This is a genomic window from Mesorhizobium loti, from assembly GCA_014189435.1.
Taxonomy (GTDB): domain Bacteria; phylum Pseudomonadota; class Alphaproteobacteria; order Rhizobiales; family Rhizobiaceae; genus Mesorhizobium; species Mesorhizobium loti_G.
Window position 1 is genome coordinate 1171816 of the sequence record CP050293.1, and the last position, 21909, is coordinate 1193724.

Annotated in this window: 19 protein-coding genes; 15 read left to right on the forward strand and 4 right to left on the reverse strand. The window is 65.0% G+C overall.

Translation table 11 applies throughout. The annotated features are described in order from the left end of the window. Positions 1-67: 67 nt before the first annotated feature. Entirely contained in the window at positions 68-2164 is a 2097-nt protein-coding gene (locus tag HB777_05725; GenBank protein QND63454.1) for a lipopolysaccharide biosynthesis protein, read from the forward strand. A gap of 1 nt (position 2165) precedes the next feature. After that, positions 2166-3494, forward strand: coding sequence for a hypothetical protein (locus HB777_05730; protein QND63455.1), 1329 nt, complete (start codon positions 2166-2168; stop codon positions 3492-3494). Between the two features lie 28 nt (positions 3495-3522). Here the strand turns inward: HB777_05730 and HB777_05735 are convergent, their stop codons facing one another. Both HB777_05735 and HB777_05740 read right to left on the reverse strand, forming a co-directional pair. Then, positions 3523-4779 (reverse strand): glycoside hydrolase family 5 protein, encoded by a 1257-nt coding sequence (locus HB777_05735; GenBank protein QND63456.1) that lies wholly within the window; start codon positions 4777-4779, stop codon positions 3523-3525. Continuing rightward, positions 4776-5945, reverse strand: a complete 1170-nt coding sequence (locus tag HB777_05740; GenBank protein ID QND63457.1) for a glycosyltransferase family 1 protein — start codon at positions 5943-5945, stop codon at positions 4776-4778. Before HB777_05740 ends, HB777_05735 begins: the two co-directional genes overlap by 4 nt. A 393-nt stretch (positions 5946-6338) precedes the next feature. On the opposite strand from HB777_05740, the gene HB777_05745 reads away from it, so the two are divergent. The 4 genes from HB777_05745 to HB777_05760 are packed head-to-tail and all read left to right on the forward strand — an operon-like array spanning position 6339 to position 11293. After that, positions 6339-7508 (forward strand): glycosyltransferase family 4 protein, encoded by a 1170-nt coding sequence (locus tag HB777_05745; protein ID QND63458.1) that lies wholly within the window; start codon positions 6339-6341, stop codon positions 7506-7508. A 41-nt stretch (positions 7509-7549) separates the two neighbouring features. After that, a complete protein-coding gene (locus HB777_05750; GenBank protein QND68671.1) occupies positions 7550-8812 on the forward strand; it encodes a hypothetical protein in 1263 nt (420 codons plus the stop codon). A gap of 14 nt (positions 8813-8826) precedes the next feature. Continuing rightward, on the forward strand, positions 8827-10149 hold the full coding sequence (locus HB777_05755) for a GNAT family N-acetyltransferase (protein ID QND63459.1): 1323 nt from the start codon (positions 8827-8829) through the stop codon (positions 10147-10149). Then, positions 10085-11293, forward strand: coding sequence for a GNAT family N-acetyltransferase (locus HB777_05760; GenBank protein QND68672.1), 1209 nt, complete (start codon positions 10085-10087; stop codon positions 11291-11293). Before HB777_05755 ends, HB777_05760 begins: the two co-directional genes overlap by 65 nt. A gap of 123 nt (positions 11294-11416) precedes the next feature. On the opposite strand, the gene HB777_05765 is transcribed toward HB777_05760, so the two are convergent. Both HB777_05765 and HB777_05770 read right to left on the reverse strand, forming a co-directional pair. Beyond that, positions 11417-11623, reverse strand: a complete 207-nt coding sequence (locus HB777_05765) for a hypothetical protein (GenBank protein ID QND63460.1) — start codon at positions 11621-11623, stop codon at positions 11417-11419. Positions 11624-11632: 9 nt separating this feature from the next. Further along, positions 11633-11947: an EthD family reductase gene (locus HB777_05770; GenBank protein QND63461.1), complete on the reverse strand. Its 315-nt coding sequence runs from the start codon at positions 11945-11947 to the stop codon at positions 11633-11635. 252 nt (positions 11948-12199) lie between these two features. On the opposite strand from HB777_05770, the gene HB777_05775 reads away from it, so the two are divergent. The 9 genes from HB777_05775 to HB777_05815 all read left to right on the forward strand — a co-directional run bounded on the left by HB777_05775 (position 12200) and on the right by HB777_05815 (position 21769). After that, a complete protein-coding gene (locus tag HB777_05775) occupies positions 12200-12424 on the forward strand; it encodes a hypothetical protein (GenBank protein ID QND68673.1) in 225 nt (74 codons plus the stop codon). A gap of 256 nt (positions 12425-12680) precedes the next feature. Further along, on the forward strand, positions 12681-15182 hold the full coding sequence (ligD, locus tag HB777_05780) for a DNA ligase D (GenBank protein QND63462.1): 2502 nt from the start codon (positions 12681-12683) through the stop codon (positions 15180-15182). A 376-nt stretch (positions 15183-15558) separates the two neighbouring features. Further along, entirely contained in the window at positions 15559-16464 is a 906-nt protein-coding gene (locus HB777_05785) for a Ku protein (GenBank protein ID QND63463.1), read from the forward strand. Beyond that, positions 16461-17582, forward strand: a complete 1122-nt coding sequence (locus HB777_05790) for a tetratricopeptide repeat protein (protein ID QND63464.1) — start codon at positions 16461-16463, stop codon at positions 17580-17582. Before HB777_05785 ends, HB777_05790 begins: the two co-directional genes overlap by 4 nt. A 115-nt stretch (positions 17583-17697) precedes the next feature. Then, complete coding sequence (locus tag HB777_05795; GenBank protein ID QND63465.1) at positions 17698-18342, forward strand: alpha/beta fold hydrolase; 645 nt, start codon at positions 17698-17700, stop codon at positions 18340-18342. Positions 18343-18349: 7 nt separating this feature from the next. After that, positions 18350-19120: an exodeoxyribonuclease III gene (gene xth, locus HB777_05800; protein QND63466.1), complete on the forward strand. Its 771-nt coding sequence runs from the start codon at positions 18350-18352 to the stop codon at positions 19118-19120. Between the two features lie 64 nt (positions 19121-19184). Next, complete coding sequence (locus tag HB777_05805; protein ID QND63467.1) at positions 19185-19349, forward strand: hypothetical protein; 165 nt, start codon at positions 19185-19187, stop codon at positions 19347-19349. A gap of 239 nt (positions 19350-19588) precedes the next feature. Then, the gene (locus HB777_05810; GenBank protein ID QND63468.1) at positions 19589-21175 is read left to right on the forward strand and encodes a WD40 repeat domain-containing protein; all 1587 of its coding nucleotides are present in this window, start codon (positions 19589-19591) and stop codon (positions 21173-21175) included. 42 nt (positions 21176-21217) lie between these two features. After that, positions 21218-21769 (forward strand): isochorismatase family protein, encoded by a 552-nt coding sequence (locus tag HB777_05815; protein ID QND63469.1) that lies wholly within the window; start codon positions 21218-21220, stop codon positions 21767-21769. The last annotated feature ends 140 nt before the right edge of the window (positions 21770-21909 follow it).

Below are 21909 nucleotides of genomic sequence, written 5' to 3' on the forward strand. Positions count from 1 at the left end.
GGAGGAATAGCTAGGTTATCGCCGCAATCTGATCTTGCCGGCATATGGAGTATTGTCGGAGGCAGCCATGCAATCATCCCTGCCCATGGTTCCTCAGCAACATGCTCCGGATGCGGGACAGGCGGGATCATACGCGGCTTCCACTGTCGAACTGGGCGATCTGAAGCGCATCCTGGTGCGCCGCCGGTTCTGGATTTTCGGCACCGTCGCGCTGCTGACGCTGGCCACTTTGCTCTATGGTCTTTTCACGCCCGCGCTCTACAGCTCGGCGGCGGAAATCCTCATCGATCCGCAGGACCTGCAGGTCGTCACCAACGACGTCAATCCCAGCCGTATCTCACCCGATGGCGGCATTACGCAGGTCGAGAGCCAGGTCAGCGTGGTTCAGTCGACCGGCGTTCTGATGCGCGCGATCGCGGCGACCAACCTGACGCAGGATCCGGAATTCAACGGGCAGGGCTTGCTGTCGCGCCTGCTCGGTTCGGCATCGGCCGAAGGCGACAGGTCGTCGCAGACGCTCGATGCGCTGCGCCGACGCCTGGCGGTGAAGCGGGCCGACAAGGTCCTGGTCCTCGACGTCATCGTCACCGCCAAGAGCGCCGACAAGGCCGCCCTTCTGGCCAATGCGATCGCCCAGGCCTATCTGGTCGACCAGGCAAGCGCGCGCGCGCAAATGGCCAAGGACGCTTCGGAGTCCATCACCGCGCGGCTGGACGAGCAGCGCAAACGCGTCCAGCAAGCCGAGAATGCCGTCGAGGCCTACAAGTCCGCCAACAACATGGTGATGGCGGCAGGCAATCTGGTCAGCGACCAGGAACTGACCGAGCTCAACACGCAGCTTTCAGCGGCGCAGAGCCGCACCGCGGCGCTGAAGGCGCAGGTCGACCAGATGCGCCGGAAGAGCGGCACGGCGGACGCAACCTCGGAAGCGATGCGCTCGGCGGTAGTCTCGAGCCTGCGGGCACAAGAGGCGACGCTGGTCGACCAGGTCTCACAACTCGGCACGGAGCTGGGGCCGCGTCACCCCTCGCTGATCGCCGCCCAGCAACAGCTGCGCGACACGCGCCAGCTCATCGCGCGCGAACTCGGCCGCATCGCCACCGCCACCGAGACCGACTACGAACGGGCGCTCGCCAACCAGCAGGCGCTGGAAGCCAAGGTCGCGGGCATGAAGAGCAAGTCGCTCGACACCGACCAGGCCTCCGTGCGGCTGCGCGAACTGCAGCGCGACCTCGAGGCGCTGCGCTCCGTCTATGCGAACTATCTCCAGCGCGCCCAGGAGACGCGCGAGCAGATCAATGTCGACAGCACCAATGCGCGCATCATCTCCAACGCCATGCCGGCCCTGAAGAAGAGCTGGCCGCCTTTGTCGCTGCTGCTTGTCGGCGCGATCTTTGGCGGGCTGGGGCTCGGCACCGGCCTTGCGCTGATCGCCGAATATGCCTCGCCGACGGTGCTTTCCAGCGCCCAGATGCAATCGGCCATCGAGGCGCCGGTGCTGGGCGTGGTGCCGGCAAAGTCAGACACTGGACGGCGCTGGTTTGGCGGAGCGCGCGCCGCCGCGGCCAGCCAGAAGACCGACGCCGTCGTCGGCCTTGCGCTGCGGCGCATGTTCAGTTCGGGCCAGCGGCCGCCAGACTGGCCGCTGGTGCCATCCATCCTGGTGACATCGTCGCCGGGCGAGGGCGCGCAACGCAGCCGGGTAGCGCGGTTGCTGGCCAATACCGCGGCGTCCAGGGGCAGCCGTGTGCTGTTCATCGATGCCAACGCCAGCGGTGGCGGCCTGAAGGATCCGCAGCCGGGAATTCTCGACGTGCTGCGTGGCGAATACGCATTCGAGGCCGTCAGCCACTACGCGGCCGGCAGCAACGTCGCGCTGCTGGGCAGGGGCCGCTCAAAGGCCGTCTTCCAGGAAGCGCATGGCATCTACTTCGCGCAGCACATGCTGGCCCAGGCCAGCCGGAGCTTCGAGCTCGTCGTCATCGACGGCGGCGCGCTGGCCGACAATCTCAATGCCTCGCCGCTGGTTGCCATGGTCGACGAGATCGTGCTCGTCGCCACGCTGAACGCCACGCCGATGCGCGACGTCACCGCGACCTCGCAGGCCGTCTCCGTCATGGGGCGGCTGCCGACAGGCGCCATGCTGGTCGACGAGGCGGCCTGACATGGCCGCCCCTGGGGCCGCCAGTTGGAGCGCAAGCGCTTCGAACCATGGTGCTGCCGTGCCCCGCGCCGGCACGTCGGTCGATGCGCTGACGCGCTTCGGACTGATCGCGGCGGTGGCGGTGCTGTTCAGCATCTCGGGCGGCATGCTGTGGCTGGTGGGCTACAATTACGACGGTCTGTTCGGCAACCCGGCGACCAAGATCCACCCGTCAACCTATCTCATCGTGCTGCTGCTTGCCTGGCGCTCCTGCACCTTCGGCAATCCGGTCGGCTATCTCGTCCATATCGCCGACAGGCGGCCGGCCAGCGCGCTGATGGCCGCCATCTCGATCGTGCTGCTGTTCGTCGTCATCGTCCGGCAACGTCCCGGCATGGCCGGCATGATCGATACGTTCGTGGCCGCGGCGCTTGTGGTGCTGATGCTCAGCGAGGACGACGAACGGACATTCGCCGGGCTGCAGAGCGTCATTCACGTGGTCATGACGGCCAATGCCTTGCTTGCCCTTTTCGAGTTCGCCACCAAGACGCTGATTTTCCCCTATCGCCTCGACGGCGTGGCGTTTACCACCGATCTGCGCTCGAGCGCGCTGCAGGGGCATCCGCTTGCCAATGCCATGGTGACGTCGATCTATGTGCTTGCGCTGCTCTCGGGTGCCAGATCCCTGTCGATGCCTGCGCGGATAGGGCTGATCGGCCTGCAATGCGCGGCACTCGTCGCCTTCGGCGGCCGCACGGCGATGGTGACGACGGTGGTGCTCGGCGGCTGCTATCTGCTTTTTCAGGGCATCACCAAATTGCGCCGCGGCCGCGTCAACCTGCTGGGTGCGGCACTCGGCTTCATGCTTGCCGCGCTGCTGCCGGTCGTCATCATCGTGGCGGCATACCTGGGCTTTTTCGACGCGCTGCTGGAGCGCTTCGTGTCGGACAGCGGCAGCGCCAATGCCCGCGTCGAGATGTTCGAGCTCTTCAAGTATCTGGAATGGCGCGATCTGATCGTGGGGCCGGATGTCGACCTGGTCGACAGCCTGCGCCGCATCAACGGTCTCGAACAGGGTATCGAGAACCCGATCATCCGCACCATCGTCTATCAGGGCGCCTTCTTCACCCTCTTGCTGACGTTTGGCTTCGTGCTGTTCCTGTTTGAGGTGGCGCGCCGCTGCCATGCCGGCATCTGGCTGCCGATGCTGGGCTGGATCATCCTGATCAACACCTCGGAAAGCGTCGCGTCGAAGACGACGCTGCTGACCAAATTCGTGGTGCTGGTTCTGGTGCTTTACCGGCCGGCGCGGGCGGTGGTGCGGCAAAGGATGCAGCCGGCGCAAACGTAACGCTCCACGGCAGATGCCGGGATGGTGCCTATTTCGGCATGGTCAGGCCAAGCGCCTCAACCATCGCCGGGTCCAGCGCCCGCGTGGTGTCGTCCATCATGCCCATGCCGTCGAACAGATCCCAGAACGCCCAGGGGAAGCCGAACGCCTCGGCGCTTTGCCTGACATCGGCGATGTAGCGCGCGCGATCCGGGTTGGGCGCGGCGACATAGCGGGCGTCGGTGCGCAGCGCGCCGAACTCGCCCATGACGATGCGTTCCGGCGCAATGTCGTGGCCATCGGCCCAGGCGCGAACCTCGGCAAGATATTTGTCGACAAACCAGCGGTCGGGCCGGGCGTCGAAATAGACTTTCAGCACGCGCTCGGTTTCGGCATAGGCGGCCTGCTTGGCGTCTTCTGGGGTTTCGGTGTCCTGCGCCATACGCGCCCTGACCGACGCCAGCGTCTGTTCCAACGAGCCGGCGGATGCCGGCCACGGCACGTTGTTGAGCGACCGGTAGACCGGCTCGCGCATCCACGGTGCGCCCTGATGGCTGAACAGATAGGGCTCGTAGAAATGGAAGGTGAACAGGATCGGCTCGAACGGCGCCAGCGGCGCCGGGTCGAGCGCGGTCAGTCCGCTCACCATCGAACCGCAGCCGCCGGTGACGACCAGCGGCAAGGTCGCGGCCGACGCCCTTGCCGCGGTCAGAAGTGAAAGCTGGATCTGCGACCAGACATTCGATGCGCAGGACTGTGCCGGCTCGTTGACCGGCTCGAGCGCTATCTTGCCGGGCTGGAAGCGCTCCAGCCTGCCGGCAAGCTCGCCGACCAGCCCGCGATAGAGATCGAAAGCGGGTGCGGCGGTACTGGAGACCATGCGGTCGGGGTTCCAGTAGTGGGTGGCGCCATTGGCCTGCACGTTGACGATGATACCGAGATCGGCGTCGAGCGTGGCGGTGACGGCTGCGTCCAGCATATCCAGCAACTTGCCGCGCGTCTTGGCGTCGGCGGCCAGGAAAGGCCCGGGATCGACGGGCAGACGGATGAAATCGAGCCCGGTCTCACGCAGCCGACGCAGGTCGTCTGGGGTCGGCACCGGCCGTTGCGACTGGAAGGGTGGCCAGTCATAGTCGGTGCGGGGTGCCGGAAATTCGCGCGTCAGCGAGAACCACGGCCAGGCGTTGACGCCGCGCCGAAACCGCGGACCGGCGGCGCGGGCGGTTGGCGCGATCGGCAGCGAGCCAAGGGCTGCCGCCGTGGACAACGCCGTGCGCAGCACCCGCCGGCGCGACCAGCCTGTCATGCGGTGCCGGCAGAGGCGCGATTGGTTGCAATGGCTTCCGCGGCGGTCACGCCGAGCAGGCGGTAGGCTTCATTTTCATAGGCAAGCAGGACATCGTCCCAGCGGAAGGCCTCGCGGGCGCGCGCCCTGGCGGCAACGCCGCAGGTCCTGACCAAATCATCATCGTCCAGCGCCTGCTGCATCCGCTCGGCGCAACTGTCCTTGTCGGTGAAGTAGATCGCCGCCGCTCCCGCGGTCCACCTGTTGTAGGGATTGTCGTGCGCGATCACCATGTTGCCGGCCGCCAGCGCCTCGACCAGCGACGGGTTGGTCCCGCCCACCGTGTGGCCATGCAGATAGGCGCGGGCGTGGAAGCGCAGTGCCTTCACCGTTGCCTGGTCGTAAATGGCGCCGGGCAGGACCACCGAGTCGTTCGCTGCCTTGCGGATGGCGGCATGATAGGGGATGTCGTCGGACAACGTTCCCAGCACCACCAGCTTCATGTCGCGCTTGGCGGAGCAAAACGCTTCGACGATCGGCAGGATGTTGTTGTCGGGTTCTATGCGCGCGATCGAGATCAGATAGCGCCCGGGCTCGAGGCCGAGCGCCCGGACCGGCGCCTCCGGCGCCGACGTCACCGGATCGGCGCCATAGGCGATGGTGGCGATGGCGCTGCGCGGCCGGCGCGTCGCCAGGTGATCGGCGATGGCGGGATGATCGGCGACCAATCGATGCGAGGCCCAGGCGCCGATCCATTCGTTGAGCCAGAACCAGGTGCGCGCCGCCATGCCCCATTTGGGGCGGCGCCACTCGATGCCGTCCATGTTGGTGAAGATCTTGCGCCGCTTCAGCCGGAGCCAGGTCAGGAAGACCGCGCCATTGTAGCCGAGCACCAGGCAGACGCCGGGCCGCCTGGCGGCGTCGCGGACGCATTGCCAGTCGAATTCCAGGGTCGCGCGCGGCCCCTCGGAGGCAACCTGGATGTGGATGAGCTCGATGCCGCGCCAGGTTTCGCTGCGCACCCGCTGATCGATCCGCTCGACCTCATCCTGGCAATAGACGGCCACCTTCCAGCCTCGCCCGACAAGAAACAACGCCAGTCTTTCGGCGAAGGTTTCGAAGCCGCCATGGGCCGCGGGTATGCCGCGGGTCCCCAGGATCAGAATGGCGGGCGTCTCTGGTTTCATGGCTGGTGGCACTTTCAGATGCGTTCTATATATTAGCTGTTGCTTAATTTTTAGGAAGCGGGTGGCAACTTCCGTGCCATTCGTCGATTTTCGGCCTTCTGGCGGGTGATCATCGCGCGGGGTTGTAAAAAAACGGTGTTGAACCCGGTGGTTGTTTCATTCTCGGTCAACCCTTCTGTGCGTAGCTGTATCGAAACGAGGCATTGCCAGGGTCGTGGCCAGGGTCGTGCGGCCGGTAGTCGGACATACAGACCGATAGCCGGGCATATCGAAGCGATAGCCGGGCATATCGAACCGATAGCCGGGCATGTCGAACCAGGCATGATTCTTGCGACAACGATTCTGGATACCCTCGTCGAGCGCGAAGGTTGCAGCACCTGGCGGGATACAAAGATGCGGATTGCCTGCGTTCATCAGGGCTATGAACTCTATGGTTCCGACCGCAGCTTCGCGGAGAGCGTTGCTGCGTTGCGCGCCGCGTTTCCGTCGGCCGACATCGAGGTGGTCTTGCCGCGCAGCGGACCGATCGTGCAGATCCTGGAAGCCCATGCCAGCCGGATTGTCTTCGAACCGCTGTGGGTGCTGAGGCGCCAGGCGATCGCGCGGCTGGCGACGGTCGAGATGGCGCGATTGCCGGTTGCCGTGTTCAGGGCGTGGCGGCGCCTCAAGGAATGCGACCTCGTCTATGTCAACACTTCGATCGTGGCCGACTATGCGCTGGCCGCGCGCTTGCTGCCTCACAAGGCTGTCCTGCACATCCACGAAATCCCCGAAGGCGCCATGCGCAGGATACTCGTCGGCCTGATGCACTGGAGCCATGCGGATCTGATCTTCAACTCGCGCGCGACGCGCGCCGCCTTCGGCGATCCCAAGACCGCGCGCACGCATGTCGTCTACAACGGCGTTGCCGGGCCGGCGGCGGTCGAACCGACCACCTATGACGGCAAGCGCCCGTTGCGGGTGCTGCTGCTCGGCCGCATCAACCGGATCAAGGGGCAGGAGATCCTGCTGGAGGCAATCGCCGCGATGCCGGCAGAACTCCAGTCGAGGATCGAGGTGCGGCTGGTCGGCGGCGCCTTCGAAAGCACCGAGCGCGAGCGCGCTTTGGCCGAACTGGTCGAGACGATGGGGCTCACCGGGCGCGTCAGCGTCTTGCCCTTCGTGCCTGACCCTTCGGAGCACTACCGCTGGGCCGATATCGTCACCGTGCCGTCGCGGCGTCCCGAATCGCTCGGGCGCGTCGCCATCGAGGCGATGGCCTATGGCCGGCCGCCGCTGGTGTCGGCGATCGGCGGGCTGGTGGAAGTGGTCAGCGACGGCGAGACCGGCTGGCATGTTCCACCCGGCGACGCAGCGGCTCTTGCCGCGAAATTGCAGGAGATCATCCTCGCCCCTGAGGCCTGGCGCGGTTTTGTCGCTGCCGGGCGCGCGCGCTACGAGGCAATCTTTTCCGAGCCTGTCGCGGCCGCCGCGATCGCGGCGATCGCCGCCGACAAGCTCAAGACGACCATGGCGCGGCCGGGGCGGGCGGGCGCCGCCCGCCAAGCGGAGACACGGCCGTGAAGTTTGCGTTCCCGAGCCATCTGGTTCGACGCCTCGTGCTGATGATCGGCGGCGAGGCGATGCAGAGCGGCTTTCACTTCGCCCTCAACATCATGCTGTTGCACCTATTGTCGGCGCAAGGCTATGGCCTCTTCGCCATCGGCATGGTGATGGGCGGCGTCGGCTTGTCCTACATCAGGTCGCTCACCGCTGTTCCCGCCAGCATCTGGATGAGCAAAAGCACCAACAGCGCCGGCGTGGATGCCTATGACGTGGCGTTTGGAACGGCAGCGCTGATCGTGGCGTTGCTGATGGCCGTCGGCACGGCTGTTCTGATGCATCTGCTTGGCGATCCAAGCGGAATTGCCGCCGGCTGCTTCGTCGGCGCTTGGTCGCTGCGCAGCCATATGCGCACGGCTTTCTTCGCACGTCGCCAGCAAGTGGTCGTTTCCATCAGCGACGGCGCTTTTACAATCGCCGGCACCGTCCTGACAGGACTGACGATCTGGAAGGTCCAGGATCCGCTGCAGACCGTGTTCTATGCTCTTGCCGCGGCAAATGTGTTCGGCATTTTCGTCCTGGTCCGGCTGGCCCGGCGCACACTTCGCATCAGCTTCCGCATGCCGACGCGGCGACGCTATATCGGGCTCTGGCCCCAACTGCGCTGGTCGGCATTCAGCGCGACCACCACCAACATCCAGGGTCAATGTCTGGCGCTGCTGGTCGCGGGCATTGCCGGGCCTGCCGCCTACGCGCCGCTGGCGGCGGTCCTGGTGCTGTTTGCCCCGCTGCGCATCATCAGTCTTGCTTTCGTCAACATGACGCAGCCGGATCTTGCCAGGCTGATGCGGAACAACGAAACGGGCCGCGTCTGGGCGCAGGCGAAGATCTGGGCGCTCGTCATGGGGCTCGGCGGCCTGGTCTATGGATGCGCCATCATGTTCGTCCTGCCGATGATAAAATCCCAGGCCCTGCAGGACGCTTCGATCTGGTTCATCGGAATTTTCGTGATCGCGAATTTTGTCCCGATCATGCTCTATATCATGCCCCGCATCGTGCTTGAGATACTCGGCGATTTCCGGATCGTCGCGTTCACCACGCTGGGCGGCGCGGTCGTCGGGCTGGTGCTGATCGCGATCCTGCTGGCGATTGCGTCTCCGCCGTGGGCGCTGGTGGGTTCCGCCATGTCCGAGATCTTCGTGCTCGCGGCATCATGGTATTTCGCGCATCACCGCATGTGGAATCTCGAGCATCCGGATGAGGCTAGCGACAGCCGGTTGGGTTCATGGCGGCGGGCGGTCACGTTCGCAACGGCAAAACGATAGGAGAAGATGACGACATGGCAGGCCAGGCAGTGCAAAGTGCTGCGGCGACCGGCTTGCCCGAAGGGCAGGCCCTCGATCCCGTAACCGCGGCCGCGAACGACGCCTATACGGCGCGATTGCACACCAGCCTGGAAGCAGCCAGGCCGCTCTGGCTGCGCTACGAGGCGGACGGTGTGTGCACCGCCCACCAGCATTATGCGTGGGCCGAGGGAATCGTCGCACGACTGATGCCGAAAGGTGCGGACGTGCTTATCGTGGAGGTGAACGACGCCGCAACTGGCGCGCCCCGGATGCTGGTGCCGCTGATGCGGCGACCGGCTTTCCACCATCGGGTGATCGAATGGCTGAGCTGTGGCGTTTGCGACTATTCGGCACCGCTGCTGGCCGATGCGAGCCCGTGGACGAGGCAATCCGCACAGGCCGCGTGGGCCGCGGTGCGTTCCGTGCTGCCGCCGGCGGACCGCATCAACATCACGGGAATCCCGCAATCGATCAGCGGCGTCGCCAACCCGCTGGCCTTGCTCGCGGCCACGCGCGATTCCCTTCATACCAGCTTCGGCCTCGCTATCGAGGGCGACCCGGAAACCGTTCTCAAGCGTCTATGCAGGCCATCCTTCGTCAAGGCCTTCAACAAGGACTGGCGCCGGATCGAACGGCTCGGCAGCGTGGAACTGGTCGAGGCCAACACACCGGCTCTGGTGGAGCTCATCTTCGGCAGCCTGGTGCGGATGCGGCTCAGCCGCTTTCGCGAATTGGGCCGTTTCGACCTGCTGACGCAGGCGACGGCTGTCGACTTCTACCGGAACGCCGCTCTCGAGGGGCTGTCGGATGGATCGGTGCGGCTCTTCGGGCTGCGCGTTGGTGAAGCGCTGATCGCGGTCCAATATTTGCTGATCCATCAAGTTACTGTTCATGCTCTGCTGATATCAATCGACCAGGGCGCGGTGCCCAATGTTTCACCGGGGCTTCTGATCATGGGCAAGTTGATGAGCTGGGCGCGCGAGAAGGGTTTCGACTATTTCGACCTGTCGGTAGGTAACCAGAGCTACAAGGAGCATATGGGTGCCACGGGTTCGGTCCTGCGCGAGCTTTGCCACGGGGTTACGGTGCGGGGCAATGCCGTGAGCACTGCCCTCGAGGTCCGCAACCGGACCGAGGTGTTCGTGCGCTCCAAACCTCGGCTGCTCAAGACGATCCAGCGACTGATGCGAGGTTTGCGGCGTTTGCGTGGGGGGACCGGAATGACGGGAGAAGCATGTGGCAAGCTACGCGATGCGAATTATTCCGACCACGGATTTGCCCGATGGGCCGTTTTCCCCGACTGTCGCCAGCGCTGATGCAGCCGCACAGTTCACGGCCCGGCTGCACACCAGTTTCGACACCGTAAGGCTGCTATGGCTGCTCCTTGAGGCGCATGGCCTGTGTACCGGCCACCAGGGCCTTGCCTGGGTGGAAGGGATCGCCAAACAGCTGATGCCCCAAGATGCGGACCTGCTCGTCATCGAAGTCAGCGACGCCGTCACCGGCGCGCCTGTCATGCTGCTGCCGCTGATGCGGCGCCGCGCTCTGCGCCACCATGTGATCGAATGGTTGAGCCGCGGAGTGTGCGATTATTCGGCGCCGCTGCTGGCGGATGCGAGACCATGGACCGTACAAGATGCCGACGCCGCCTGGGCGGCGGTCCGCGCCGTGCTGCCGCCGGCCGATCGCATCCACATCGCGGGAATCCCGCAGCAGATCCACGGTGTGGCCAATCCGCTGGCGCTGCTTTCGGTGGCGCGCGGTTCCATCCAGATCACCTCAGGCCTCGTCCTGCATGGCGAACCGGAGACGCTCATCAAGCGCATCTGCAAGCCGTCCTTCGCCAAGACTTTCCACAAGCAGTGCCGCGCCTTCGAACGGCGTGGCGGCCTCGCTCTGGTAGAGGCCGACACGCCTGATCTGACCGAGGAGCTTTTCGACACGCTGCTGGAATTGCGGCTGAGGCGCTTTCGCGAGCTTGGGCGTTTCGACCTCCTGACGCAGGCCCCGGTCGTCGACTTCTACCGCCACGCGGCGCTGCAAGGCCTGTCCGACCGATCGGTGCGGCTGTTCGGGCTGCGCGCCGGTGAAGCCTGGCTCGCCTCCATCTATGTGCTGGCCAGAAAAGGCACGCTTCACACCCTCTTGCTCGGCATCGACCAGAACGCGGTCGCCAATGTCTCACCCGGCCTGACGATGATGGGCAAGCTGATGATGTGGGCGCGCCAACATGAGTTCGACTATTTCGACCTGTCGGTCGGCAGCCAGGGCTACAAGGAACATATCGGTGCCGCGAGCTCGGTTCTGGCCGAGATTTGCGAACCGATGACGGTGCGGGGCAGGGCTGCGAACGCCGCCATTTTGCTGCGCAGCCGGACCGAGCGTTACGTGCGGTCCAATCCGCGGCTGCTCAAGGCCGTCCGGAACCTGACGAGCCGCTTGCGGCGATTGAAGGACTGAAGGCAGCTATCCGACATCGCCTGGCTTGACAAAGCCCTGGTCAGGCCCCCACGTGCCGCCAGCCATTTGGGCTTTGGGGATTTCAATGAAAAAGACTTACGAAAAGCCGACGCTCAACAAGCGTCAGCAGCTCTCGCGCGTCACAGCGGTGTACGTCGGGTCGGCGCCACCAACCTGACAGGCAAACAGCCGTTCGACGATCGCGACCATCAAACCCGCCGCCGCAAGGTGGCGGGTTTTTTGTCCTCTGATCCCGGTACAGAGCGTATGAGCTAGAAACAGCTTCGGGAACACCGCATATCGATCCGTTCCTGTGGCCTTGCCCAGCAAACCAACGCTTCACATCGCTTCCGACTCGAAAAGCAGCATCATCGCATCGTCGTCTTCAGGCGCGTATTTGCGCCGGTCGACGGCGCAGGCCTTGCCGATCTCGCTGGCAAATGCCGCACGAATGGCGTCCAGGCTGTCGAAGTAGAGGGTCGCGACGAGGTAGGGCGTCTCGCCCGGCGACAGGTTCACGATCGGCCGCTTGCTGACATCATAGCGCCGCAGACCGGGAAGCTGCTTTGCGAGCGGCAGATGGATGTCGAAATAGTGCCGGTCGAAGGCGGCCGGATCGGCCGGTGTTTTGTAGATGACAAGCATTTTGGCCACGGTGTGCTCCCTTTGTGTCGCATGATCGGCGCTGCGATGTTCGTTGGCGCCGCACCAGTGTCGTTCGCGAGGAGCGGATTTCGACAAAGGGGGCGGATTTTTCGCAAGACCGACGGCACCGCGCCACCGCGCATGATATCAAGCTGTTTGCACTGAAATTGACAGGACGGCGCGTCTCCGTCATCCTTGAGCCCAGTCGCCAGGCTGCGGAGAGCGGTCGCGTTGCGTGTCAGAGCGACCGAGGGCAGCGTCATGTTCAGTCCCGTCATTGGCCAGAATTCCAAGCGCGCCGCGGTGCGCAAGGCGCTCGACCGCCACAAGGTCTACATCACCGCGCAGAGTTTTTCGGCCGGCACCTACCAGGCCCGCGTTCTGGTCGACGGCGAGGCTTATTGGGTCGATGAATTCCGGTTGAGCCAGCTGCAGCAAGGACTGTCGCCGGCGGAGCTTGAGTTGACGCCGGCCACCGACGATTGAGACCAAGTGAACAATCGCGAGTGGTGCAAACGTAGCGCTCTACGGCGCCCCCCTCTGTCCTGCCGGACATCTCCCCCACAAGGGGGGAGATCGGATGTCGCGACGTCCTTCGCCGATCTCCAAAGTTTTGAGGGGAGAGCCGGCGCCCGGGCTGCCAATCTCCCCCTCGTGGGGGAGATGTCCGGCAGGACAGAGGGGGGCGCGAAGGAACGAGGCGGTTGTTGTTTCCACCTGTCGCGCGCTTCGGTCTTTGATCATGACAACTCCACCAAAGCTCCAACCCTATCGCGCCAAGCGCGAATTCACCAAAACGCCGGAACCGGCTGGCGGGCTCATTGCCGGCGACGGCAACCGCTTCGTCGTCCACAAGCACCACGCCACCGCGGACCACTATGATCTGCGCCTGCAGGTCGGCGATGTCTTGAAGAGCTGGGCGGTGCCGCGTGGGCCTTCGCTCAATCCGGCCGACAAAAGGCTGGCGGTCCAGACCGAGGACCATCCGCTCGAATATATCGACTTCGAGGGCGTCATTCCCGAGGGCGAGTATGGCGGTGGGCCGATGATCGTCTGGGATACCGGCACCTGGGCGCCGATGGACGACGTCGAAAAGAGTTTCAAGACCGGCGCCTTCAAGTTCCGGCTGGCCGGCGACAAGCTCAATGGCGGCTGGATGCTGACCAGGCTGAAACCGAAACCCGGCGAGGACGAGAACAAGAAAAACTGGCTGCTGTTCAAGGAGCGCGACCTTGCCGCCGACACCGCGCTCGACATCCTCACGGCGCGGCCGGAAAGCGTCAAATCCGGGAAACGCATCGAGGAGTTGGTGGCGCCGGCGAAACCGGCGGCCAAGCCCAAGCCGGGGTCGCTGAAGCCAGGCACGCTGCCGGGCGCCTTCAAGGCCCCGGCACTCAGCCGCATCGAGCCGCAGCTGGCGACGCAGGTGCCAAAACCGCCCGATGGCGAGGACACCAAGAGCGGTACGGGCGAGGTCTGGCTGCACGAGATCAAATTCGACGGCTACCGCACCATGGCGCATCTCATTGACGGCGTGGTCAGACTGATCACCCGTGGCGGCATCGACTGGACGAAGCGCTATGGCGACCTGCCGCATGCCTTCGCGAAGCTGCCCTGCCGTGATGCCATCATCGACGGCGAGATCGTCGTGCTCGACGCCAAGGGCATCAGCCGCTTCGCGCTGCTGCAGGATGCGCTGGCCGAGGGCGCCGGCAACAAGTTGCACTTCTACGCCTTCGATCTTCTCCATCTCGACGGCTGGGACCTGACCAAGGTGCCACTCATCCGGCGCAAGGCGCTGCTGGCGCAAATGCTGTCCGGCCTCGGCGCCAATTCCGCCATCCAGTTCTCCGACCATGTCGAGGGCTCGGGGCAGGGGCTCTACGACCAGGCGTCGGAACTCGGGCTGGAGGGCGTCGTCTCCAAGCACGCCACCGCGACCTACCAGAGCGGCCGCACCAAGAGCTGGACCAAGTGCAAGGCGCTTCAGAAGGACGATTTTGTCATCGCCGGCTACACCACATCGGACGCGGCGGAGGGGCTGGCAGCACTCGGCATGGCCGAGTGGGAGGACGGTGAATTGCACTATCGCGGCAAGGTAGGCACCGGCTTCGACGCTGCCACCGCCAGTGAGTTGCTCGCCAGGCTGCAGCCGCTGCGGGAAGGCGCCACCGCGCCCGAAGGCGTTCCGCGCGAAATCATGCGCGAGATGCACTGGGTGAAGCCGTTGTTTTCAGCGCGTATCCATTATGCCAACCGCACGGCGGACAATTCGTTGCGCCATGGCGTGTTTCGCGGTCTCAGGGATGTCGGCCTGTCGACGCCCGTCTCGGCCAAGCGCAAGCGGCTGATCGCCGAGGCCGATCTCGCCACCATCTGGGTGACCAATCCGACGCGGCGGCTGTTCGGCAAGACCGGCCCGACCAAGCTCGACATCGCCGTCTATTACGCGCTGGTCGGGGACTTCATGCTGCCGCACATCCTCGGCCGGCCGGTGTCGCTGGTGCGCTGCCCGACCGGCCTGCCGAAGGATTGCTTCTTCCAGCGCCATGCCTTCACCGGCATGCCGCCCTCGGTGGTGACGTTCGAGGCGACCAATTCCGAGGGCGAAACCAAATCCTACCTCTCGGTCGAAGGCGCCAAAGGCTATCTGGCACTGGCGCAGTTCGGCGTCGTCGAGTTCCACACCTGGGGCACGCATCGAACCAACCTCGACAGACCCGACCAGATCGTCTTCGACCTCGATCCAGGCGAAGGGATTTCCTGGCGCGAGGTGGTCGAGGCGGCGGTGCATATCAAGGGTGAGCTGGAAGGGCTGGGGCTGGTGCCCTTTGCCAAGACCTCCGGCGGCAGCGGCATCCACATCACGGTGCCGGTAACCGGCAAGCAGAACTGGAAGAAGCTGCACCAGGCAACCAGCGCCATCGCCACGCATCTGACGGCGACGGCGCCCGATACCTTCACCACCACCATGGGCAAGGACAATCGCAAGAAGCGCATTTTCATCGACTACCACCGCAATGCGCGCGGCCACACCTCGGCAGCACCTTACTCGCTGCGCGCCCGCACCAATCTGCCGGCCTCGACACCGGTGAGCTGGGCGGATCTTGAGAGCATCGATGCGCCGCAGGATCTGAACTATTCGTCGCTGCCGGGGCTGCTGGCGACGTCGGGCGATCCGTGGGCGGATATCGATGAGTTCGCGCGGGATCTGCCGGTGGTTGCGGGAGCGGTCGCGCGGTGAGGACCGCCGCGATCCGTCGCGCCCCCCTCTGTCCTGCCGGACATCTCCCCCCACGGGTGGGGAGATCGGATGTCACTTCGGCTTCGCCAATCTCCAATGTTGCAAGGGGAGAGCCGGCGCCAAAGCCGCCAATCTCCCCCCTCGTGGGGGAGATGTCCGGCAGGACAGAGGGGGCTGTCCCGCCGGCGTTCCCCCTCCATCGACGCTTCCGACAATTTGAATTATTCTCCGTCCACGACCTCAAATGCATGGCGGAAGATTTCGTCAGGATTTGCCTGTATCTTTCGGGGTCGGTGTAGGATTTGCGCAGCGCCAATCGTCCTTCGGACGAAAGCGCTGCAGCAAACGTCAGTGCGTGGCCGCGTAGGAGAGTTTCATGGCGCCCAGGGCAAGTTGGAAAGGTTACCTCAAACTCAGCCTCGTCAGCTGTCCGGTCCGGCTCTATCCGGCGAGCAGCACGAGTGAACGCATCAGCTTCAACCAGCTGCACAAGAAGACCCACAACCGCATCAACATGAAGCCGGTCGACCCGGAACTCGGGCTGGTCGAGCGTTCGGATCTGGTCAAGGGCTACGAGTATGAGGACAAGCAGTACATCATCATCGATGATGCCGACCTCGACGCGGTGCGCATCGAATCCAACCACACGATGAACATCGAGGCTTTCGTCGACGAGGGCGAGGTCGACGTCATCTATCAGGATGCGCCATATTATCTGGCGCCCGACGGTGCGATGGCGGAAGAAACCTTCGCCGTGCTGCGCGAAGCGATGCGCAAATCCGGCAAGCTGGCGATCGCCCGCCTGGTGCTGTCCAGCCGGGAACGCGTGGTGACGATCGGCGCGCGCGAGAACGGCATGTTCGTGTGTACCTTGAGGAACCCGAATGAAGTGCGCGGCACGGCTGAATATTTCGGCAACATCCCGGCCGGAAAACCCGACGCCGAAATGCTGCAGCTCGCCGAAGCGCTGATCAAGCAGAAGGAAACCACCTTCGATCCGAAGAACTATGAGGACCGCTACGAGGCAGCACTCATGACGATGATCCGCGAGAAGCTGAAGGGCCACAAGCCGATCATCGCGGCGGCACCCGAGCGTGGCAATGTCATCAATCTGATGGATGCGTTGAAGGCGAGCCTGTCGCAATCGAAGCCGCCGGCCAAGTCGAAGAGCAAGGCCGACGAAGTGGCGAAGCCAGCCGTGAAGAAGGCGGCCGCAGGTGGTGCGGCTGAAAATCCGCTGAAGGCCAATCTGCTGAAGGCGGTCGGCAAGAGCAAGAAATGACGGCACCGGCCGTCCTGGGGGCCGTCTTCGGCACCATCGGCGCACTGGCGGCGTTTCCGCTCAGGCTGGCGGCGCGCGAGGTCGAGCGCCGGCACGGCCAGCTGCGGCGCGGCGTCACCAGGCGGACCACGCATGTCGTGTTCGGCCGGACACTGTTGGCCAAGGCCGGGCTCTCCAAGAACGGTGACGCCGAGATCGAGCGCCGTGTCGCCGCCGAGCGCGGGGCCGGGCACAAGCTCCTCAGCGAGAACGGTTTCCTGCGCCTGCTCGGGCTGATGAAGGCGCCGGAGGCATCCTCGCTGTCGCGGCAATCGCTGATCGAGCAGTCGCGGCTATCGGGCGCCGATCTCGACCTGCTCAGCCTGTTCGATGCGTTCGAGCATGACGCAGAACCCTATTCCTTCCGTGACCTGATCCTGGCGCGCAAATATGCCGGGCTCATCGCCGGCGGTGCGACGTGGGGGGCGATCGCACGCTCCGTCCACCGCTCCGGCCCGGTGGCGTCGCTGACCGCCAAGTCGCTCAATGTCGGTTCGCAGCATGGGCGCGCCGACGCGATCTATCTCGAAGGCGGCCAGAGCGAACTCGACGGGCAGTTGCTGTTCGATCTCGGCACCGCCGGGGCAGAGGGCGACGACACGCTGGAAGAACTCTTCGCCGAGGCCGAAGCGGCGGAGGAGGGCGGCGACCATGATGGGGCCGCCGCGCTCTACCAGCGCTGCCTGGCCATCGACCCGAGCGATGCCATCGCCGCCTTCAACCGCGCCAACTGCCTGCGCGCCGGCGGCCACGCTGCGGACGCCGCGCATGACTATATCAGCGCGATAAAGCTCGATCCGGCTTTCGTCGAGGCCTGGTTCAACCTGGCCGGGCTGATGAGCGAGCAAGGCCGCGAGGCCTCGGCGCGGAGGCACCTGCAGAAGGCGATCGCACTCGACAAGAGCTATGCCGATCCGGTGTTCAACCTTGCCCGGCTGGAATTCGACGCCGGCAATCTGCTGGAGGCACGCCGACTGTGGGTGCGCTATCTGGAGCTCGACGCGGATTCGGAATGGGCGCGAGTGGCGGCCAAGGGCGTGCAGTTCGTGGATTTGCAGCTGGCGCGGACAGCGGGGTGAGCATGATTGGTGAAGGCCGCGATGACAGCCAATCTCCCCCCTTGTGGGGGAGATGTCCGGCAGGACAGAGGGGGGCGCTGTCCCGCCGCGTCGTCGTCGCGCAAGACATCACACCATGACCACCTTCCTCTTCGACGGTCCCGACACCGCCCCCATCACCATCCTGCTCGCGCACGGCGCCGGTGCGTCGATGGATTCTCCCTCGATGACCGCCACCGCCAAGGCGCTCGCCGCCGCCGGTTTCCAGGTCGCGCGCTTCGAGTTTCACTATATGGCCGCCCGCCGCTATGGCCACCGCAAGCCGCCGCCGCGGGCCGAGACGGTGAACCCGGAATATGTCAAGGCGATCGCCGATCTGAGGGCCAACGGTGTGACCGGTCCGCTTATCATCGGCGGCAAGTCGATGGGTGGGCGCGTCGCCTCCATGGTCGCCGACGAGATGTTTGCCAAGGGCGAGATTTCAGGCCTGCTGTGCCTTGGCTATCCCTTTCACCCGCCGGCCAAGCCCGAGCAATTGCGGACAAAACATCTGGCCGGATTGAAGACGCCAACGCTGATCTTCCAGGGCACACGTGACGAGTTCGGCACCAGGGACGAGGTTGCGGGTTATGGCCTTTCCAATGCGATCGAGGTGATTTGGCTAGAGGACGGCGACCATGACCTCAAGCCACGCAAGAGCGTTTCGGGATTTTCGACCGCTGATCATCTGAAGACGTTGGCGGAGACGGTGAAGGCGTGGTCGGGTCGGATCGCCTCCTGACCCGCCAATGAAAATCGCCTCCTTCAACATCAACAACATCAACAGTCGGCTGGAAAACCTGCTGGCATGGCTGGCCGTCGCAAGGCCCGATGTCGTCTGCCTGCAGGAGCTGAAGGCGCGCGACATGCAGTTTCCGCGCTCGGCCCTTGCGGCGGCGGGCTATGGCGCTGTGTGGAAGGGCGAGCCGACCTGGAACGGCGTTGCCATCCTGGCGCGGGGTTCGGAACCGGTGCTGACCCGCGATGCCTTGCCCGGCGACGATGCCGACAAGCAGAGCCGCTACATCGAGGCGGCGGTGAGCGGCACTGTCATCGCTTGCCTTTATGCGCCGAACGGCAACCCGCAGCCCGGTCCGAAATTCCAATACAAGCTCGCCTGGCACGCGCGGCTGGAGGCGCATGCCGAACAACTGCTCGACACCGGCCTGCCGGTGGTGCTGGCCGGCGACTACAACATCGTGCCCGAGCCGCGCGACATCTACGCCACCCGATCCTATGACGACAACGCGCTGGTGCAGCCGGAAAGCCGGGCTTCCTTCGCCGCCTTGCTCGAGCAGGGCTGGGCGGACGGCCTGCGCAAGAAACACCCGAAGGAGACGCTCTACACCTTCTGGGACTATCGCCGTAACCGCTGGCCGCGCGATGCTGGCTTGAGGCTCGACCACATCCTGCTGTCGAAGAAACTGGCGCGGCGCCTGACCGCCGCAGGCATTGATCGCGACGTGCGCGGTGAGGACGGCGCCAGCGACCATGCGCCGGTGTGGGTGGAGTTGAAGTAGGGCGTTTGCTTTCAACGCGGGCTGAAGGCAATAAATCCGCAAAAAGTCCAATGATGAGCGACAAGTGCTCGCTCACCAATTCTTTGTTGCGGGCAATTCCATCCTGGAATTGCCCCAGCGCCGGCGCGATCCGGCCAGAATGCGCCGGGATTATATTGTGGGGCTGCTCGGGCCGTTTGCCGTGACGGCTGAAAGCCTGCCCTTCCTGACGAAGGTCGGCTTCGCGTAAGTCTTCTTCATCGTGGTCTCTCCTGAATCCCTTTGCGATGAGCGCAGATGCGCGACATGTGTCAACCAAGCCGGGTGAAGGCATGCGAGCGTCGGCAAGAGCGCGTGCCCCTGGCATGAACTGTCGGGTGGCGGGCTCTTGGCGATAGGAGCGCGCCGCTGGTAGTCTCGACCATTGCACCACGCGGGCGACGTCAAGTTGCCAGGGCCACCAATGAACGGCCTGGGGGAAGACATCCGATGGACAGGTTGGCCGACAGGCTGTTTGCGCTTCCCCTGCTGGCGGCGGCCATGGCTTGCCTGGTTCGCACATATCTGCTCTTGGGCGGCAGGAATTTCACTTGGAGCGCCATGGCGCGGATGCTGCATGGTCCGGCCACGCCGTGGGCGGTGGTGTTCCTGGCGGTGGGTGCGCTTTGTCTGCTTGGCGCTTTATTGTTTTGGGCCGGGCTGCTGCCCGGCCGGCCGCGCCAGCCCAGTGGGGCGCCGCTTTTTGGCCGCGACGCCGAGACCGAGCCCAAGGGCCGGCCGAACTTGCGGCGCGCCTTCCTTGTTTTGCCGGTGATTGCCGTGCTGGTGTTGCTGGCCGATCAATTCCCGTGGGGCGCGTACGGCTCGGGCGGCGAGGTGGCTTCGCCAAACCAACCCAAGGCCAGCGAACCAAAAATCCCGGGACCGAAGACCAACGAACCCAAGGGCAATGATGTCGTCAGCGCGCCGCCGGCCCTGGAGCCTGCAGCCCCGCCAACACCGCCCCCAGCTGCTTCGCCGCCAGAGGCCGCCAATCCGCCTGCGGCACCCGTGCCACCGACCTTGCCTGCCCTGGTGCCGCCACCCGTCGCTCCGCCACCACCGGAGGTCGCGGTCATGCCGCCGCCCACCGTGGCGCCGCTGCCGCCGGCTCCGCCACCGCTGCCGACGCAGCCCGAGGGCCACCGCGACGCCGTCGTCTGGCTGGCGGTGGCGCCCGACGGGCACTCGATCATGAGCGCCAGCACCGACCACACGATCAAGCTCTGGGACATCGCCGGCAAGCACCTGATCCGCGATCTCGGCGTGCACAAGGACATGGCCCGCACAGCGCTGTTCATGCCCGATGGCGTCAGCGCGCTGACGGCCGGTGACGATGGCGAGATCGTGCAGCGCAAACTCTCCGATGGCGCGGTGCTGCATGTCTTCTCGTCGGGCGGCAATGGCGGCGTCAACAAGCTGGCGATCAGCCTCGACGGCAAACGCGCCGTCAGCGGGCACGATACGGGCAATGTTATCGTCTGGGACCTCGAGAAGGGCACTGTGCTGCACGTCATGAGCCGGCACGACTGGTCCGTCAGCGCGGTGGCCGTCTCGCCCGATGGCAAGCAGGCCCTCAGCGGCAGCATCGATGGCACGCTGAAACTCTGGGATATCGAGAGCGGCAAGCAGCTGCGCAGCTGGCACGGGCACGAGCAAGGCACCTATGGTGCGGTGTTCACCGCCGACGGCCACCATCTGGTCACCGGCAGCGGCGATTACACGATCAAGCTATGGGATCTCGACAGCGGCCGCGAAGTGCGTCGCTTCGAAGGCCATGAGGGCACCGTTTACGCACTGGCCCTGTCGTCCGACGGCAAGCGCCTGGTCTCCGGCTCGCTCGATGGCACGGCGCGGCTGTGGGACATGGACAGCGGCAACCAGATCGCGATGTTCGACAGCCGGACCGGCCCGATCTATGCGGTGGCCTTCGCCGCTGACGGTACGGTGCTGACCGGCGGCAACGACCGCACCATCAGGGATTGGCCGGCCACCGGCGGCGACGGCGTGGTGCTGTTTGCCGGCGCGCCGGAGTGAGCAAATCCTTGATCACCTTGCCCGCCGTGCTATGTAAAAACCATGTCAGCTCCCAGCCTTGCGGACAATGCGCCGCTCATTGTCATTGATCTCCAGACCGGCATGTTCGACGGCGTGCACGAGCCGCCGATCCATGATGCGCCAGGCATTGTCGAGCGCACCAGGGCGGTGATCGACTGGGCGCGGCGCGGCGGCCGCCGAGTTGCTTTTATCAGGCACGATGGACCCGAAGGCGATCCGCTGGCGCCGGGCGAGCCGGGCTGGCCGGTATGGCCGGCACTTGGCCAGGCCGCCGACGAGCCGACCTTTGCCAAATCCGTGCGCGATGCGTTCAGCAATCCGGCCTTTGGCGACTGGGTTGACGGGCAGGGCGCGGGTGCCGTCGTGCTGCTGGGCGCACAGACCGATTTTTGCGTGGCGGCGACCGTCAAGGGCGCGATCGCCAGAGGGCTCGGCGTGACCGTGGTTTCCGATGCCCACAGCACGCTGGACAATGCCAGCGAGAGCGCCGAGCAGGTCATCATCAGGCACAATGGCGAATTCGCTGAAGCCGGCGTCAATCTGGTGACGACGAAGGCGCTGGTCGGCGGCTGAAGCCGCAACGAAGGTCACGGCAGGCTGTCGCTTCGCGGATCGCATAATGGCGCGCCAAGCGGCTGCCGTGGTCGACGCGGACGGGGGGGCGCATTGTTGGGATGGCTCGGGCGCCCGCGTCAACCAGGGCGGCTCGTACC